Origin of the sequence: Streptomyces albicerus, from assembly GCF_008905045.1 — a bacterium.
In the GTDB taxonomy this organism is placed as follows: Bacteria; Actinomycetota; Actinomycetes; order Streptomycetales; family Streptomycetaceae; genus Streptomyces; species Streptomyces albicerus.
Map to the genome: position 1 here is coordinate 66,516 of NZ_VWMY01000052.1, position 17,679 is coordinate 84,194.

The following is a 17,679-nucleotide window of genomic DNA, read 5'->3' on the forward strand; positions in this document are numbered from 1 at the left end:
CCTGCCGAGAAGGCCTCAGGTGGACTGACGCTTCACCAGCTCCGTCGGCAGGATCACCGCCGCCGGATCCTCCCCGCCGATCTGCGCGAGCAGCACCCGCACCATCTCGGAGCTGATGCGGTCGTAGGGCTGGCGGATCGTGGTGAGCTCGGGGCTCGACGCGAGCGCCGCGGAGGAGTCGTCGAAACCGCCCACCGCGACGTCCTCGGGAATGCTCCGGCCCGCTCGGTGCAGCGCGCTCAACACGCCCTGCGCCATCAGGTCGGAGGCGACGAACACGGCGTCCATGTCCGGGGCCCGCTCCAGCAGCAGCTCGGCGCCCGCCTCACCGCTGGCGCGGCTGTAGTCGCCGGAGACGACGAGCCGCTCGTCGAGCTCGATGCCGGCCTCGGTGAGCACCTCCTGGTAGCCCGCGAGCCGTTCGACACCGCCCGGCGCGTCCAGCGCACCGGTCACCATGCCGATCCGGCGTCGGCCCAGCGACAGCAGATGGCGCACCATGTCCCGGGCGCCGTCCCGGTCGTCCGCGGCGACGTAACTCACCTTGGAGCCGACACCGATGGGCTTGCCGCACATGACCAGCGGTACTCCCGCGTCCCGCAACTGCTCGGCGACCGGGTCGCCGGAGTGGCTGGAGACCAGCAGCACGCCGTCGACATGGCCCGCGGTGATGTACCGGGTGAGACGGCGTCGCTCATCCTGGGTGCCGGCCAGCATCAGCAGCAGCGGGATGTCGTGCGCCGCCAGTGCCTGCGTACAGCCGCGCAGCAGGACATTGAAGTTGGGGTCCTCGAAGAACCTCTCCTGCGGCTCGGTGAGCAGGAAGCCGATCGAGTCGGAGCGGCCGGTGATCAGGGAGCGGGCGTGCCGGTTCACGACGTAACCCGTCCTGCGGATGGCGGCGTTGACCGCCTCCGCGGCGGCGGGGCTCACGTAGTGCCCGCCGTTGAGCACGCGCGACACGGTTCCCCGTGAGACACCCGCCTCACGCGCGACATCGTGAATCGTCGGCGGTTTGCGCCGGCCCCCCGATTGGCTCATGGTCACGACTTTACGGCTCCCGACAGCAGATCGAGGCTCCAGAACCGCTGGATGACCAGGAAGAGCGCGATGAGCGGAATGACCGCGAGCAGCGCGCCGGTGATCACCAGCGTGTAGAGGGCCGGAGTGTTGGATCCCTGCTCGAGCAGGGTGAACAGGCCGAGGGTGATCGGGAACTTCTCGTCGTCGCTGAGCATGATGTACGGCAGCAGGAAGTTGTTCCACACCGCCACGAACTGGAACAGGAAGACCGTCACCAGTCCGGGCACCATCATCGGCAGCGCGATCCGCGTGAAGATCCGCAGCTCGCTCGCCCCGTCCATCCGCCCCGCCTCGACCACGTCCGCGGGCACGGCCGCGGCGGCGTAGATCCGCGCGAGATACACGCCGTAGGGGGACAGGATCAGCGGCAGCAGGACGGACGCGTACGAGTCCGTGAGGTCGGCCTCGGCCATGAGGAGATACTGCGGGATCGCGAGGATCACCGGCGGCATCAGCACGCCCGCCATCAGGATGTTGAAGATGGTTTCGCGGCCGCGGAAGCGGTAGATCGCGAGGGCGTAACCGCTGATCGCCGAGACGGCCGTCGACAGGAGGGCGCCCAGGCCCGCGTAGAGGGCGGAGTTGCCCATCCACTTCCAGTACACGCCGTCGCGATAGGCGTTCAGATCCTTGAGGTTCTCGCCGAAACCGGTGCCCGGCAGGAACGTGAACGTCGAGAACAGCTCGCGGCCCGACTTGGTCGCGGCGATCACCACCCACGCCACGGGCAGCAGACAGTAGATCGCGCCGAGCAGCAGAGTCGCCGTCGGGACGAGGGCGATCCGGCGGCGCAGCGGCGGACCCTGGGCGGTGCCGGGCGTGGTGCCGGCGGCCGGGGCCGCCTTGCGGACGGCAAGAGAACTCATCGTGCTTCCTCCTGCTTGTTACGGGAGTTCGCGGCCCGCAGGAAGCCGAAGGACATGAGCAGTGTGACGAGGGCGATGATCACCGCGGTCGCGGCAGCCGAGTAGATGTCACCTGTGCGGAAGGCGTCCTGGTACACCTTCATCAGTGGACTCCAGGTCGTGGAGACGGAGTTGGTGAGCGGCTTGAGGGTCGTCGGCTCGCTGAACACCTGCAGGGTCGCGATGATCGAGAAGAAGAAGGTGAGCACCAGCGAGGGCGCCACCATCGGGATCTTGATCCGCAGAGCGGTCTGCAGCGGGGTGGCGCCGTCGAGCTTCGCCGCCTCGTACACCTCGGTCGGGATGGCCCGCAGCGAGGTGTAGATGACGATCATGTTGAAGCCGGTGCCGCCCCACACCGCGATGTTGGACAGCGCGAGGTACAGCGGCCCGCCGTCCAGCAGGTCCGGCTGCGGCATGCCCAGCTTGTCGAGGATGAAGTAGAAGGGGCTGACGTCCGGCAGATACAGAAAGCCCCACAGCATCGCCGCGACGACGCCGGGAATGGCGTACGGCAGGAAGATCGCGAGCCGTGTGAACGGAGCGAGGCGGACCCGGTCGGTGTCGAGCATCAGCGCGAAGAGCAGCGCAAGCCCGAGCATCACCGGGATCACGATGGCGCCGTACCCGAGCACGCGCAGCGCTCCGTGGAGCAGCTCGGAGTCGGTGAGGGAGTCGGTGTAGTTCTCCAGGCCCGCCCAGACCTCCTTCCGGGCGCCCGCGCCCAGGCCCAGGCCCTTGACCTGGACCTTGTGCAGGCTGAGCCACAGCGCGTAGCCGATGGGCAGCGCGAAGAAGAGAGCGAAGAGAACGGCTGCGGGGAGGAGGAAGGCATACGGGGCCCCCTTGACCCCGTACGACTTCCGGCGTGCGCTTGTCACTCCGCGACCTCGAAGCCCTGCTTCTTGAGGTCGGCGACCGTGTCGTCCTGCATCGTCTTCAGGGCGGCACCGAAGTCCGACTTGTTCTTGGCGGCCGAGCCGAAGGCGTCGTTGAAGGTGGTGTACGCGACGTTCACGTTCGGGCCCCACGCGGAGGGCGCGGTGGTCTTCGCGATCTCGGAGGCCTTGGTGTAGAAGTCCGGCTGGTTGGAGAAGAAGGCCGGCGGTTCGGTGAACGCGCCACTGGTCTGCGCGGTCGTGGTGGCGGGGTAGATGCCGCCTTCCTTCGCGAGCGCGGTCAGCGCCTCCGGGTCCGTGTTCAGCCAGGTCGCGAACTTCGCGGCGGCCGACTTGTTCTTGGAGTCCGTGGTGACGGCCGTGGAGGAACCGCCCCAGCTGCCGGTCACGTTCTCGCTGCCCGACCACTGGGGGAGCGGAGCCATGGCCCACTTGCCCTTGGTGTCGGGCGCGGCGGTCGTCAGGGTGCCGGGCGCCCACACCGCGCTGACCCAGGCGATCTGCTTGCCGGTGTTGAGCGCCTTGTTCCAGGCCGGCGTGTACATCGGCTGGTTGTCGACGGCGCCCTCCTTGACGAGACCGCCCCAGAAGTCGGCTACCTTCTGCGAGGCAGCGTCGTCGATGCCGACCTTCCACTGGTCGCCCTCGGTGGTCCACCACTTGGCGCCCGCTTGCTGCGCGAGACCGGCGAAGAGCCCGGAGTCGTTGGCCGAGAAGGTGGTGAGGTCCGTGTCCGGGGACTTCTTCTTCAGAGCGCGGGCGGTCTCCGCGAACTCGTCCCAGGTCTGCGGGACTTCGAGGTCGTACTTCTTGAAGAGGTCCTCGCGGTAGTAGAACATCATCGGCCCGGAGTCCTGCGGGATCGCGTACACCGCGTCCGAGCCCAGCGTCGTCTGCTGCCAGACACCCTCGGCGAACTTGTCCTTCACGCCGTCCACCTCGCCGGCTATGTCGGCGAGCGCGTCATTGCTGACCAGCGTGGGCAGGGCCTGGTACTCGGCCTGGACCAGGTCCGGGGCCTTCTTGGCCTTGTGCGCGGTAAGGATCTTGGTGACCAGCGTGTCGCCGGACGCCTGCTTCTTGACCGTGACCGTGATCTGGTCCTTCTTGCCCTGCCCCTTGTTCCACAGGTCGGCGACCTTGTCCATGCCCGGCGTCCAGGACCAGTACGTCAGCGAGACCGGCCCCGAGTCGGCCTCGCTGTCGCTGTCGTCCGAGGAGCCGCAGGCGGCAAGAGCGGTGGCGCCGAGCGTGACGGCGACCGAGATGGTCACGAGGCGACGCAGCTTCGTGTGTGGCATGGATCTATCTCCCTGACCGTGGTCTCCGCCTGCTGCGGAGGCCTGCCCCTGTTTTCTTGCGCGGCTCGCCTCCGGGGCCCTTCAGCCGATGTCGAGGGCACGACCGTGCTCGGCCCTTGGGCCGCCGCGCGCTCGCATCCTCGACACCGGCGCGCCCCCTCGGCTCGCCCGTGCTGCTTCTGTGAGCGTTCACAGTAGAGAAACATCCAGGACACTTGTCAATGGTTGTTGCTGTGCGATTATGTTGGCCTCGCGCCGTCGGCGATGTCTGTGCACGTTCCCAAATGATCGATCGACCGGGAGAAAATCCATGCCGGAGACCACCCCCAAGGGCCTCACCAGGCTCGCCTTCGGTGGGGACTACAACCCCGAGCAGTGGCCGGAATCCGTCTGGCACGAGGACGTCCGGCTGATGCGCGAGGCCGGCGTCACGATGGTCAGCGTCGGAATCTTCTCCTGGGCGCTCCTGGAGCCCACGCCGGGGATCTATGACTTCGGCTGGCTCGACCGGCTGCTCGACCTGCTGCACGAGAACGGGATACGCGCCGACCTCGGTACCCCGACCGTGGCACCGCCCGCCTGGTTCTACCGCGAGCACCCCGAAGCGCTGCCCGTGACCGCCGACGGCACCCGCTACGAGTTCGGCTCCCGCGGCGCCATCTGCCACAGCAACACGCACTACCGGACGGCCGCCGCGACCATCACCACGCGGCTCGCCACCCGCTACGCCGACCACCCGGCCCTCGCCATGTGGCACGTCCACAACGAGTACGGGGTCCCGGTCTCGGCCTGCTACTGCGAGAGCTGCGCCGCCCACTTCCGCCGCTGGCTCGCGCAGACGTACGGGACGGTCGACGCGGTCAACGAGGCCTGGGGCACGGCCTTCTGGGGCCAGCGGTACGCAGACCTCGACCAGATCAACCCGCCGCGGGTGACGCCCACGGTCGGCAACCCGGCCCAGGCCCTCGACTACAAGCGGTTCGCCGACGCCACCATGCGCGAGAACTTCGTCGCCGAGCGGGACATCCTGCACCGCCTCGCACCCGGCATCCCGGTCACCACCAACTTCATGACCGCCCTCAGCCAGTGCGACTCCGTCGACTACTGGGCCTGGGGCCGCGAGGTCGACCTCGTCACCAACGACCACTACCTGATCACCGACGGCCGCCGTACGCATGTGAACCTCGCCATGGCCGCCGACCTCACCCGTTCCGTGGCGGGCGGCGCCCCCTGGCTGCTGCTCGAACACTCCACGTCGGGCATCAACTGGCAGACCCGCAACCCCGCCAAGGCGCCCGGCCAGATGGCCCGCAACTCGCTGGCCCATGTGGCCCGCGGCTCCGACGGCGCGATGTTCTTCCAGTGGCGGCAGTCACGGCGCGGCGCGGAGAAGTTCCACTCGGCGATGCTGCCGCACGCGGGCACGGACTCGCGGGTGTGGCGCGAGGTGGTCGAACTCGGCGCGTCCGTCGACTCGTTGAGCGCGGTGAAGGGCACCCGGACGCAGGCCGACGTGGCGCTGCTGTGGGACTGGCACTCCTGGTGGGCGCAGAACCTGGCGTGGCGCCCGAGCGAGGACCACGACGCGCGCGAGCGGGCCGACGCGTTCTACGAAGCTCTCTACGACCGCCACCTCACGGTCGACTTCGCCCACCCGGAAGCCGACTTGTCGGCGTATCCCCTTGTCGTCGTGCCCGCGCTCTACCTGATGACCGAGGCCGCGGGGAACAACCTGCGTGAGTACGTCGAGAACGGCGGCACCCTCGTCGTCTCGTACTTCTCCGGGATCGTCGACGAGCACGACGCCGTGCACGACGGCGCCTACCCGGGGGCGCTGCGGGACGTACTCGGCCTGACGGTCGAGGAGTTCTCGCCGCTGCTCGTGGGCGACCAGGTCCGCATCACCGGGCCCGACGGCTCCGAACTCTCCGGTGACGTCTGGACCGAGTTCGTGGTGCCGCGCGGCGCCGAGACCGTGTGGACGTACGCCGACGGTCTCACCGCCGGCCACCCGGCCGTCACCCGGCACCGTCTCGGCGAGGGCTCGGCCTGGTATGTGTCCACGCGCCTGGCGGCGCAAGGCCTCGACGCACTGGTCGGCTGGGCGGTCGACGACGCGCGGATCGCACCGCGTGCCGATCTTCCGCGTGACGTCGAAGTGGTGCGGCGGGCGGGCGAGTCGGGCATGTTCCTCTTCGCGATCAACCATTCCGCCGCCGATGCGAAGGTGTCGCTCGACGCGCACGGTACCGAGTTGCTCGCCGGTGAACGGGTCGCGGGGCGCCTGGCGGTGCCCGCGGGGGCCGTACGGGTCGTACGCCTCGACGGCTGAGCCGGTTTGTTGGTTTCGCCCCCGCCGCCCCTACCCGTCCCATCCCTGGGGGCTGTGCCCCCAGACCCCCGCCATCGGCCTGAACGGCCTCGTCCTCAAACGCCGGACGGGCTGAAGATCAGCCCCCGAGGACGGGACGGGTAGGGGCGGCGGGAGCGAAGAACCCCCTCCCCAAGCCCCACCCCGGGGCATGCATCCATCACGTCGAAGGGACGACGGACGACGATGTTCCATCCCAGACGCATAATCAAGGCTCTGCTGCTGCCGCTGGCGGCCGGGCTCGCCCTCACCGCGCTGCCCGCGCAGAGCGCCACCGCGGCGAGCACTCTCACCAACGGCGGCTTCGAGTCGAACGGCACCGGCACGGCGACCCCGTCCGGCTGGTCGACGTACTCCGCCGGCGGCCAGAACGCGGCCTCCTTCACGGAGTCCGGTGGCCGCAGCGGGAGTTACCGGCTGACGCACTACTCGGCCTCCGCCTACAAGGTGGAGACGTACCAGTACCTCTCGGGCCTCACCAACGGCAACTACAAGCTCACCGCCTGGGTGCGCTCGGGCGGCGGCCAGAACTCCGCGTACATCGCTCTGAAGAACTGCGGAGGTTCGGAACAGCGCACCGATCTGCCGGTCTCGTCGAGCGGCTGGATCCGGATCGTCACCCCCGTCGCGGTGACGAACAACCAGTGCACGATCAGCATCAACTCCGATGCCAAGGCGGGCAACTGGATCAACGTCGACGACCTGACCTTCACCTCGGGCACGGCGGGCCTGTCCATCAAGGGCTCCGACGTCTCGTCACTCGCCAAGAGCGAGGCCAAGGGCGGCGTCTACAAGAACAGCTCCGGCACGACCGGTGACGCGCTCGGCATCCTCAAGTCCGCCGGGCAGAACTACGCGCGCCTCAAGGTGTGGGTGAATCCGGCCGACGGCTACAACAACAAGACGCGCGTCCTCGCGATGGCCAAGCGCGTCAAGGCGCAGGGCATGAAGCTCCTCGTCGACTTCCACTACTCGGACACCTGGGCGGACCCGGGTGCCCAGTCCAAGCCCGCCGCCTGGGCCGGACACTCGTACAGCCAGCTCAGGACCGACGTCTACAACCACACGTACGACGTCCTCAACGCGCTGAAGGCGCAGGGCACCACGGCCGACATGGTCCAGGTCGGCAACGAGATCAACGGCGGCATGCTGTGGAACGAGGGCTCGACCTCCAACTGGTCGCAGCTCGCCGGTCTGCTCAACTCCGGCTACGACGCGGTCAAGGCGGTCAACTCCGGTACGACCGTGGCGCTGCACCTCGCCAAGGGCGGCGACATGGCGGGCACCCGCTGGTGGTTCGACAGCGCGGTCTCGGGCGGGGTGAAGTTCGACGCCATCGGCCTGTCGTACTACGGCTACTGGCACGGTTCGCTCGCCGACTTCCAGACGACCCTGGACGACGCGGCGTCGCGCTACGGCAAGCCGGTCTTCCTCGCCGAGACGGCCTACCCCTTCCGTCTGGACAGCGAGGACTCGCACGAGAACATCATCGACACGACCGGTGAGCTCGTGTCCGGCTACGCGGCCTCGACGGCCGGCCAGACGCAGTGGATGAAGGACGTGGCGAGCGTCGTGGAGGCCGTTCCGAACGGCCGCGGCCTCGGCATCTTCTACTGGGAGTCCACCTGGACGGCGGTCTCCGGCAACGGCTGGGACCCGACCGACGCCTCCTCCGGCAACGGCTGGGAGAACCAGGCCCTGTTCGGCTACGACGACAGGGCGCTGCCGGCGATGGCGTGGTTCAGCCACCGATGACACCCTGACCGCCAGTGCGGTGCCCGCCCACGGAGATCCATCCCGTGGGCGGGCCTCCGCCGTCACGACCCGGCGTCACGGCCGGCCTCCGCCGTCACGGCCCTGCGTCAGCTGCCGCCGTCCGTCCAGAACGGCTCGCGCAGTTTGAACTTCTGCAGCTTCCCGGTCGCCGTACGCGGCAGCGACTCCACGAAGTCGACGCGCTTGGGCGTCTTGAAACCGGCGAGCCGCGTACGGCAGTGCGCGATCAACTCCTCGGCGGTGACGCCCGATCCGTCCGTCACGACCAGCGCGGTCACCAGCTCGCCCCACTTGGCGTCCGGAATCCCGATCACCGCGACCTCGCGTACGGCCGGATGCGAGGTGATCACGTCCTCCACCTCGATCGACGAGACGTTCTCGCCGCCGGAGATGATGACGTCCTTCTTGCGGTCGGAGATCACCAAGTAGCCCTCGTCGTCGACGTATCCGCCGTCTCCGGTGTGGAACCAGCCGCCCTCCTGCGCCTTCGCGGTCTCCTCGGGCTGGTCCCAGTAGCCGTCCAGGTTGTGGTTCGAGGCGGTGAGCACCTCGCCGTCCACGTCCACGTCGACCCGTACGCCGAGTGCGGGCACTCCCGCCCGCCCGAGCCGGCGAGCACGCTCGGTGGCGTCCAGGTCGTCCCACTCGGCGCGGCCACGGTTGACCGTGACGAGCGGTGAGGTCTCGGTGAGCCCGTAGATCTGGATGAACTCCCAGCCCAGTTCGCCCATCACACGCTCGATCGTGCGGGTCGGCGGCGGCGCGCCCGCGCAGACGATACGCACCCGGTCGCGGCCCGGGATCTCGCCGTCCCAGTCGGCCGCTGCGTCGAGCACGGCGTTCAGGACGGCGGGCGCCGCGCACAACAGGGTGACGCCGTGCCGCTCGACGCGGCGCAGGATCTCGGCGCCGTCGATCTGCCGGAGCACGATGTGCCGGCCGCCGACCCCCGTGACACCGAACGGCATGCCCCAGCCGTTGGCGTGGAACATCGGCAGCGTGTGCAGATAGACGTCACGGTCGCTGATCGTGGTGTGCAGACCGAACACGGTCGCGTTCAGCCACAGATTGCGGTGCGTGAGCTGAACTCCCTTGGGGCGGGCGGTCGTTCCGGACGTGTAGTTGATGCTGGCCGTCGCGGTCTCGTCGGGCTCGGCCCACTCCCGCGGTTCGGTGCCGTGCAGGAACAGCTCCTCGTCGTTGTCACCGAGGACGAACTTGTGCTTGACGTCGAGCGTGTCGAGCACGTCGGCGCAGGACGCGTCCGCGTAGACGACCGAAGCGCCCGAGTGCCGGACGATGTAGTCGATCTCCGGCTGCGTGAGCCGGAAGTTCACCGGAACCAGGACGCGCCCCCAGCCGGAGACCCCGAAGAACGAGGTCAGCAGCCGCGCCGAGTTCTGCGAGACCACGGCGACCCGGCCGCCCACAGGGATGTCCAGCTGATCGAGCTTGGCGGCCTGCGCGCGGGCGAGCGCCGCCAGGTCCCGGTAGCTGAGCTCGCCGAGGCTGGGCCCCGGCTGCTCCGGTTCGTCGACGACGGCCACGCGGTCCGGATACACCTGGGCCGCGCGGTCGAGGAAGTCACGGACGGTCAGCGGGTAGTACACGACAGCTCCTCCGGGTCGGGTGATCCCTACGTACCTACCCGGGCGTTGCGGAATGCCACGCGCGGCGAGTACTGTCCCACACACCTAATCAACTAATTGCATAAGAGGTGGATGATGGTGCACCCCTTCCGCAAGGCGGTCGAGGACGGCGACCACGCGGCCCTGGTCGACCTGCTCGCCGAGGACGTCGTGTTCACCAGCCCGGTGGTCTTCAAGCCGTACGCCGGAAAGCCGATCACCGCCGCGATCCTGGGCGCCGTCATGCACGTGTTCGAGGACTTCCGGTACATCCGCGAGATCGCGGACCCCGACGGCCGTGACCTCGCCCTCGTCTTCGAGGCACGCGTGGGGGGCCGCGAACTCCAGGGCTGCGACCTCCTGCACTTCGACGAGGACGGCCGCGTCGCCGACCTCACGGTCATGGTCCGCCCCCTGTCGGCCGCGCAGGCGCTCCAGGCGGCGATGGCGGCCCGCTTCGCGACCGTCGAACAGGAGGCGTCGGGCGCGTCCTGACCCCCCGGAGGTAGCCTGATCTCCTGCCACGACCAGGAGACCTACACACATGACCACCCCCCACTCCGAGACGGTGGACGAACCCGCGGAACTCCGTGCGCCCGCCCGGCAGCCCTCGGTGTGGCGGGGGCAGGGGCCGGTCGTGGCGGTGGTCTCGGCGGGCGGCGCGCTCGGTGCTTCGGCGCGCTACGGGGCCTCGCTGCTCTGGCCCGCGCAGGTGGGCGGCTTCCCGTGGACCACGTTCTGGGTCAATGTCACCGGGTGCTTCGTGATCGGCGTCTTCATGGTCGTGATCACCGATGTGTGGGCGGCCCACCGGCTGGTACGCCCGTTCTTCGGCACCGGAGTGCTCGGCGGCTTCACCACCTTCTCGACGTACGCCGTCGACATCCAGAAACTGGTCGACACGGGCCATCCCCGCACCGGCCTCGCCTATCTCGCCGCCACCCTCCTGGCGGCACTCGCGGCGGTCTGGCTCGCGGTGACGGCGGCGCGCCGTGTCCTGGCGTGGAGGCGGCGATGACGCGTACCGGCATGGAGGCGGCGATGACGAGGCTGACGGGCGACGCCCTGCGGGTGACGGTCTTCATCGGCGAGCACGACACCTGGCACCACAAGCCGCTCTACTCGCAGATCGTGCACCGGGCCCGCGCGGCGGGCCTCGCGGGCGCGAGCGTGTTCCGGGGCATCGAGGGCTTCGGCGCGTCCTCGCTGATCCACACCTCACGGCTGCTGTCACTGAGTGAGGACCTGCCGGTGGCCGTCGTCATCGTGGACACGGAGGAGCGCGTACGCGCCTTTCTGCCGGAGCTCGACGAACTGGTGGGGGAGGGGCTGGTGATCCTCGACGACTGCGAGGTCATCAGATACGTGGGCCGGGAGGAAGCCGGTCCCGACACCGGCGGGAAAGGCCGCGACACGGGTGGGAAAGGCCGCGACACGGGCGGGAAAGGTAAGAGGCCGTTGTGAACTGGGTGTTGGTGATCGCCGGCGGCATGGTCGGCGCGCCCCTGCGCTACCTCACCGACCGCGCGGTGCAGTCCCGGCACGACACGGTCTTCCCCTGGGGCACCTTCACCGTGAACGTCGTCGGCTGCCTGATCCTGGGCACTCTCACCGGCGCGGCCGCGGCCGGAGCGGCCTCCTCGCACCTCCAGCTGCTGCTCGGCACCGGCCTGTGCGGAGCACTCACCACCTACTCGACGTTCTCGTACGAGACGCTGCGACTGGCCGAGGACGGGGCCCGTTTCTACGCCGCCGTCAATGTGATCGCGAGCGTGGTCGCGGGACTGGGTGCGGCATTTGTCGGGGTTTCCGTGGCCCAGGCCCTGTGGGCGTAGCGGCGCGTGGCCCACGAGGGCACACCCGGGCGTAGTAGGACTGAGTCGGCCGCAGTCGACGTACGGCTGTCCGCGTCATCACAGCCGCCCTTGTGACTGTCCGCGCCACAGCCACCCTCGCCCGCCCACCAGAACTGGATCCCATGAGCGCCATCTCCGTCGGTCAGGCCGTCGTCCTCGGAGCCGTCGAGGGGGTGACAGAGTTCCTCCCCGTCTCCTCCACCGGCCACCTCAAGATCACCGAGGGGCTCATGGGTATCCCGGTCGACGACAACGCCGTCATCGGCTTCTCCGCCGTCATCCAGGTCGGCGCCATCGCCGCGGTGCTCGTCTACTTCTTCAAGGACATCGTGCGGATCCTCTCCGCCTGGTTCCGCGGGCTGCGGAACCCCGAGGAGCGCTATCACCACGACTACAAGTTCGCCTGGTGGGTGATCTGCGCGACGATCCCGATCGTGGCCGTCGGCCTGGTCGCCAAGCCGCTCATCGAAGGCCCCCTCGCCTCGCTGTGGGTGGTCGCGGGCTCCCTGATCGTCGGCAGCGGTGTGATGTGGGCGGCCGACCGGATGGGCCGGCACAAGCGGGGCGAGGACGACACCTCGTTCAAGGACGCGATGCTGGTGGGCAGTTCGCAGATCCTGGCCCTGCTCTTCCCCGGTTTTTCCCGCTCCGGCGCCACCATGTCCACCGCCCTCATCCTCCACCTCGACCGCGTCGCGGCCACCCGACTCTCCTTCTTCATCGGCATCCCGGCCCTCACCGGCGCGGGCCTGTACGAGCTGAAGGACGCCCTGGGTACGGGCGCCGGCGCCCTTCCGCTGGCCGTGGGGACGGCCGTGTCGTTCGTGGTGGCGTACGCCTCCATCGCCTGGTTGCTGAGGTTCGTGGCGAAGCACTCCTTCAACGCGTTCGTGATCTACCGGATCGTGATCGGGCTGCTGCTGTTCGGGCTGCTGGGCGCCGGAGTGCTCTGACGGGGAGGGGTCGGAGTGCTCTGACCGGCAGACGGTGTGGGGTCCGCGGACGGGTCTCACACCCCGGGCCCGCCCTTGACAGCCACCTCCCGTTCCCCCCAGGATCACCCCCGTGAACCTGTCAGACAGCCAGACAGCTGGCTCGGTGCCGAGGCGCATCAGCGCCATGGAAGCGGTGCTCGGGCATCTTCGTGGTGCCATCGAGCGCGGTGAGTACGCCGTGGGGGACAAGCTGCCCTCGGAGGCGGAACTGTGCCGGCGGCTCGAGGTCAGCCGGCCCGTGCTGCGGGAGGCGTTGCGCGCCCTGCAGACGATGGGGCTGACCGTGTCCCGGACCGGCAAGGGCACGTTCGTCTTGTCCAACGGGCCCGTCGAAGACCCCACCTTCGGCGACTACGCGGCCAGTGACCTGCTGGAAGTCCGGCGGCACGTCGAGATCCCCGTGGCGGGCTACGCCGCCGCGCGCCGGACGCCCGAGGACCTCGACCACCTGGCTCACCTCCTTGAGCGGATGGAGCGCGAGACCGACACCACCGCGTGGGTGGCGATGGACACGCTCTTCCATCTCGCAGTGGCGCAGGCCGCCCAGAACCCGGTCTTCCGCCGTGTGATCGAGGAGATCCGGGACGCGCTGGCCCGCCAGTCGGCGTTCCTCAACGAGCTCGGCGGCCGCCGCGAGCAGTCCAACCGCGAGCACCGCGCCATCGTCGAGGCCCTCATCGACGGCAGCGAACACGACGCGACCGAGGCCATGGCGCACCACCTCGACCGCGTCGAGACGACCCTCACCGCGATCGTGCGCCCCGAGCACACGGACAGCGCGGACACCCCCACGGAAGGCGAACCCCAGGCGTGAGCGAGCAGTCCCTCGAAAAAGAGACAGGGCAGATACGGACAGCGGGCGCTCACGTCGACGCCGGTGACGCGGGATACAGCAAGTCCCTGAAGCACCGGCACGTCAACATGATCGCCATCGGCGGCGCCATCGGCACCGGTCTCTTCCTCGGCGCCGGAGGCCGTCTCGCCGAAGCCGGTCCCTCGCTCTTCATCGCCTACGCCGTCTGCGGTGTCTTCGCCTTCCTGGTCGTGAGGGCGCTCGGCGAACTCGTCCTGTACCGGCCCTCGTCCGGCGCCTTCGTGTCGTACGCCCGGGAGTTCCTCGGCGAGAAGGGCGCCTACACCGCCGGCTGGATGTACTTCCTGAACTGGGCGACCACCGGCATCGCCGACATCACCGCGGTCGCCACCTACACCCACTACTGGGGCATGTTCTCCGACATCCCGCAGTGGGTGATCGCCCTCATCGCGCTCGCCGTCGTGCTCACCGTGAACCTCATCTCCGTGAAGATCTTCGGAGAGCTGGAGTTCTGGTTCGCCATCATCAAGGTCAGTGCGCTCGTCCTCTTCATGCTCATCGGGATCTTCCTGCTGGTCACCCAGCAGCCCGTCGACGGCACCACCCCCGGCCCGTCCCTGATCACCGACAACGGCGGCCTCTTCCCCAACGGCCTGCTCCCGATGCTGCTGATCGTCCAGGGTGTCGTCTTCGCCTACGCCTCCGTCGAGCTGGTGGGCGTCGCGGCCGGCGAGACCGAGAACCCCGAGAAGATCATGCCGAAGGCCATCAACTCGATCATGTGGCGCGTCGGCCTCTTCTACGTCGGCTCGGTGGTGCTGCTGTCGATGCTGCTGCCCTGGAACAAGTACACCGCCGGGGAGAGCCCGTTCGTCACCGTGCTCTCCAACATCGGCATCCCGGCCGCGGGCGGCGTGATGAACCTGGTCGTGATGACGGCCGCCATGTCCAGCCTCAACTCCGGGCTCTACTCCACCGGCCGCATTCTGCGCTCCATGGCGATGTCCGGCTCGGCGCCGAAGTTCACCTGCGTGATGAGCCGCAGCCAGGTCCCGTACGGCGGCATCCTGCTCACCAGCGGTATCTGTGTACTCGGCGTCGGGCTCAACTTCGTCGTCCCCGCCGACGCGTTCGAGATCGTGCTGAACTTCGCCGCGATCGGCATCCTCGCCACCTGGGGCATGATCATGATCTGTCACCTGCAGTTCTGGCGGAAGACGGAGGAGGGTGAGCTGGAGCGCCCGAGCTACCGTCTGCCGGGCTCGCCCTGGACCGAGCTGGTGACCCTCTTCTTCCTCGCCTCCGTGCTGGTCCTGATGTACGCCGACGGGGGAGCGGGCCGTACGACGGTGCTGTGTCTGCCGCTGATCGTGGCGGCGCTGGTCGCGGGGTGGTACGGCGTACGCGGCCGGGTCTCGTCCGTACGGAAGTCCGGGGTGGACGCATGAGCCCGGACGCCCTTACCGGGTACGGGAGTTCGCTCGCCGCGGCACCCTCCGTCCGGGAGCCGCTGCACGCGCCCGTCGCCCATCTCGTACGCGGAGGCGTCATCGAAGGCATCCACTACGGGTCGGTGGTCGTGCTGGCCGCCGACGGGAGCGTGGAACTGCAGATCGGTGACATCGAGGCGGCCTTCTATCCGCGCTCGGCGCTCAAGCCGGTGCAGGCCGTGGCGATGCTGCGGGCCGGGCTGACGCTCGACGGCGACCTGCTCTCGCTGGCCGCCGCCAGCCACTCCGGCGAGGAACGCCATCTCGCCGGCACCCGGCGGATCCTGGAGCTCGCCGCACTCACGGAAGACAATCTGCGCAACGTCACCGACCTGCCCTTCGACCCGGTTGTCCGGGAGGACTGGATCCGTGCCGGGCGACTGCCGTCCCGGCTCGCGCAGAACTGCTCGGGCAAGCACGCGGCGATGCTCTACACGGCCCAGCTGAACGGCTGGTCGCTCGACGACTACCTCGATCCCGCGCATCCGCTCCAGCAGGCGATCGCGGAGATCGTCGAGGACCTGACCGGGCAGGCCATCGCCCAGGTCACCGTCGACGGCTGCGGCGCCCCGCTGTTCGCCATCTCGCTGCACGGCCTCGCGCGCGCCGCCGCCCGGATCACGACGGCCCCGCCCGGCACCCCCGAGGCACGGGTCGCCGACGCGATGCGCGAGCACGCCGAGATGGCGTCCGGCTCAGGCCGCGACGTCGCCGCGCTGATGCGGGCCGTACCCGGACTGCTCACCAAGGACGGCTTCGAGGGTGTGCAGGTCGCGGCGCTTCCGGACGGTCGGGCCGTCGCCGTGAAGATCGCGGACGGAGCGGACCGGGCGCGCGTCCCGGTCACCGCGGCGGCGCTCGCACGCGCCGGCGTCGACTCGGCCGCGCTCGCCGAGTTCGCCGGGGCGCCGCTGCTCGGGGGCGGGGCGGTGGTCGGGAGCATCCGGCCGGCGCGGGCTCTCGAGCCGCTGGCGGAGACTCCGGCGTCCTGTGGGACCTACGCCTGACTCGCTCGCTCGAACCCGTACGTCCGACTCGCCCTCTCCAGAAGGAAGACCCGCACCGACATGACCGTCCGCAGTGAGCACGACCTGCTCGGCCACCGTGACGTCCCCGCCGAGGCGTACTGGGGTGTCCATTCCCTGCGCGCCAAGGAGAACTTCCCCATCACGGGGATGCCGATCTCCGCCTACCCGCACCTGATCGAGGCGCTCGCCGCGGTCAAGGAGGCCGCCGCCCGCGCCAACGAGGAGCTCGGTCTGCTGGAGCCCCGGAAGGCCGCCGCCATCGTCGAGGCCTGCCGGGAGATCCGGGAGGGGAAGCTGCACGACCAGTTCGTCGTCGACGTCATCCAGGGCGGGGCCGGCACGTCGACCAACATGAACGCCAACGAGGTCGTCGCCAACCGGGCGTTGGAGCTGCTCGGGCACGCCAAGGGCGAGTACGGGTTCCTGCACCCGAACGAGGACGTCAACCTCGGCCAGTCGACCAACGACGTCTACCCGACGGCCGTCAAGGTCGCCACGGTCTTCGCGGTGCGCGGGCTCCTCCAGGCGATGGTGGTGCTGCAGGACGCCTTCGCGGCCAAGGCGGTGGAGTTCCGCGACGTGCTGAAGATGGGGCGTACGCAGTTGCAGGACGCCGTGCCGATGACCCTCGGGCAGGAGTTCTCGGCGTACGCGGTGATGCTGGACGAGGACCGCAGCCGGCTCGCCGAGGCCGTCGAGCTGATCCACGAGATCAACCTGGGCGCGACGGCGATCGGCACCGGACTCAACGCGCCCGCGGGGTACGCCGAGGCGGCGCGTCGGCACCTCGCGGACATCACCGGGCTGCCGCTGGTCACCGCCGCGAACCTGGTCGAGGCCACGCAGGACTGCGGTGCCTTCGTCCAGATGTCCGGGGTGCTCAAGCGGATCGCGGTGAAGCTCTCCAAGAGCTGCAACGATCTGCGACTGCTGTCCTCCGGGCCGCGGGCCGGTCTGAACGAGATCAACCTGCCGCCGGTGCAGGCCGGTTCGTCGATCATGCCGGGCAAGGTGAATCCGGTGATCCCCGAAGTCGTCAACCAGGTCGCCTTCGAGGTGATCGGCAACGACGTCACCATCACCATGGCGGCGGAGGCCGGGCAGCTCCAGCTGAACGCCTTCGAGCCGATCATTCTGCACGCGCTGTCCGAGAGCATCACGCATCTGCGGGCCGCGTGCCTGACGCTTGCCGAGCGGTGTGTCGCGGGGATCACGGCCAACGTGGATGTGCTGCGGGCGGCGGTGGAGAACTCGATCGGGCTGGTGACGGCTCTCAACCCGCACATCGGGTACTCGGCCGCCACCGATATCGCGAAGGAAGCCCTCGCCACGGGGCGCGGCGTTGCCGAACTCGTCTTGGAGAAGGGGCTGTTGCCTGCGGATCGCCTGGCGGCGCTGCTGCGGCCGGAGGTTGTGGCGGGTTCGCAGACCGGCTGAGGGGAGGGGTGGTTGGGGTGTTTGTTCGGCTGCGGGTGGGTGGGGGCTGGTCGCGCAGTTCCCCGCGCCCCTGACGGGGCGCCCCTGTCACCCGGG

At 69.2% G+C, this 17,679-nt stretch carries 16 protein-coding genes; 11 read left to right on the forward strand and 5 right to left on the reverse strand.

What is annotated here, in order from left to right; genetic code table 11:
- Positions 1–15: 15 nt before the first annotated feature.
- From GAS53_RS38005 to GAS53_RS38020, 4 genes are read right to left on the reverse strand one after another with little or no spacing between them, the layout of a single operon-like run.
- A complete protein-coding gene (locus GAS53_RS38005; RefSeq protein ID WP_151482328.1) occupies positions 16–1,047 on the reverse strand; it encodes a LacI family DNA-binding transcriptional regulator in 1,032 nt (343 codons plus the stop codon).
- A complete protein-coding gene (locus GAS53_RS38010) occupies positions 1,044–1,949 on the reverse strand; it encodes a carbohydrate ABC transporter permease (RefSeq protein ID WP_151482329.1) in 906 nt (301 codons plus the stop codon). Before GAS53_RS38010 ends, GAS53_RS38005 begins: the two co-directional genes overlap by 4 nt.
- Entirely contained in the window at positions 1,946–2,869 is a 924-nt protein-coding gene (locus GAS53_RS38015; RefSeq protein ID WP_151482330.1) for a carbohydrate ABC transporter permease, read from the reverse strand. The genes GAS53_RS38010 and GAS53_RS38015 overlap by 4 nt, the downstream gene beginning before the upstream one ends.
- Entirely contained in the window at positions 2,866–4,188 is a 1,323-nt protein-coding gene (locus GAS53_RS38020) for an extracellular solute-binding protein (RefSeq protein WP_151482331.1), read from the reverse strand. Before GAS53_RS38020 ends, GAS53_RS38015 begins: the two co-directional genes overlap by 4 nt.
- 310 nt (positions 4,189–4,498) lie before the next feature.
- Between GAS53_RS38020 and GAS53_RS38025 the strand changes: the two genes are divergently transcribed.
- Both GAS53_RS38025 and GAS53_RS38030 read left to right on the forward strand, forming a co-directional pair.
- Positions 4,499–6,520: a beta-galactosidase gene (locus tag GAS53_RS38025; protein ID WP_151482332.1), complete on the forward strand. Its 2,022-nt coding sequence runs from the start codon at positions 4,499–4,501 to the stop codon at positions 6,518–6,520.
- Between the two features lie 225 nt (positions 6,521–6,745).
- Positions 6,746–8,314 (forward strand): glycoside hydrolase family 53 protein, encoded by a 1,569-nt coding sequence (locus GAS53_RS38030; protein WP_151482333.1) that lies wholly within the window; start codon positions 6,746–6,748, stop codon positions 8,312–8,314.
- Positions 8,315–8,421: 107 nt separating this feature from the next.
- On the opposite strand, the gene GAS53_RS38035 is transcribed toward GAS53_RS38030, so the two are convergent.
- Positions 8,422–9,945 (reverse strand): AMP-binding protein, encoded by a 1,524-nt coding sequence (locus GAS53_RS38035; protein ID WP_151482334.1) that lies wholly within the window; start codon positions 9,943–9,945, stop codon positions 8,422–8,424.
- A gap of 117 nt (positions 9,946–10,062) precedes the next feature.
- Between GAS53_RS38035 and GAS53_RS38040 the strand changes: the two genes are divergently transcribed.
- From GAS53_RS38040 to aspA, 9 genes are all read left to right on the forward strand, one after another.
- Entirely contained in the window at positions 10,063–10,458 is a 396-nt protein-coding gene (locus GAS53_RS38040; protein ID WP_151482347.1) for a nuclear transport factor 2 family protein, read from the forward strand.
- Between the two features lie 49 nt (positions 10,459–10,507).
- Positions 10,508–10,981: a fluoride efflux transporter CrcB gene (crcB, locus tag GAS53_RS38045; RefSeq protein WP_151482335.1), complete on the forward strand. Its 474-nt coding sequence runs from the start codon at positions 10,508–10,510 to the stop codon at positions 10,979–10,981.
- 23 nt (positions 10,982–11,004) lie between these two features.
- Positions 11,005–11,427 (forward strand): DUF190 domain-containing protein, encoded by a 423-nt coding sequence (locus GAS53_RS38050; RefSeq protein WP_151482348.1) that lies wholly within the window; start codon positions 11,005–11,007, stop codon positions 11,425–11,427.
- On the forward strand, positions 11,424–11,798 hold the full coding sequence (crcB, locus tag GAS53_RS38055; protein ID WP_151482336.1) for a fluoride efflux transporter CrcB: 375 nt from the start codon (positions 11,424–11,426) through the stop codon (positions 11,796–11,798). Before GAS53_RS38050 ends, crcB (GAS53_RS38055) begins: the two co-directional genes overlap by 4 nt.
- 143 nt (positions 11,799–11,941) lie before the next feature.
- Positions 11,942–12,772 carry an undecaprenyl-diphosphate phosphatase gene (locus GAS53_RS38060; RefSeq protein ID WP_151482337.1) on the forward strand — a complete coding sequence of 277 codons (831 nt, stop codon included), beginning with the start codon at positions 11,942–11,944 and terminating at the stop codon, positions 12,770–12,772.
- Positions 12,773–12,884: 112 nt separating this feature from the next.
- Entirely contained in the window at positions 12,885–13,628 is a 744-nt protein-coding gene (locus tag GAS53_RS38065; RefSeq protein WP_151482338.1) for a FadR/GntR family transcriptional regulator, read from the forward strand.
- Entirely contained in the window at positions 13,625–15,076 is a 1,452-nt protein-coding gene (locus GAS53_RS38070) for an amino acid permease (protein ID WP_151482339.1), read from the forward strand. The genes GAS53_RS38065 and GAS53_RS38070 overlap by 4 nt, the downstream gene beginning before the upstream one ends.
- Positions 15,073–16,125, forward strand: a complete 1,053-nt coding sequence (locus GAS53_RS38075) for an asparaginase (RefSeq protein WP_151482340.1) — start codon at positions 15,073–15,075, stop codon at positions 16,123–16,125. Before GAS53_RS38070 ends, GAS53_RS38075 begins: the two co-directional genes overlap by 4 nt.
- Before the next feature lie 60 nt (positions 16,126–16,185).
- Positions 16,186–17,583, forward strand: a complete 1,398-nt coding sequence (aspA, locus tag GAS53_RS38080) for an aspartate ammonia-lyase (protein WP_151482341.1) — start codon at positions 16,186–16,188, stop codon at positions 17,581–17,583.
- Positions 17,584–17,679 lie beyond the last annotated feature (96 nt).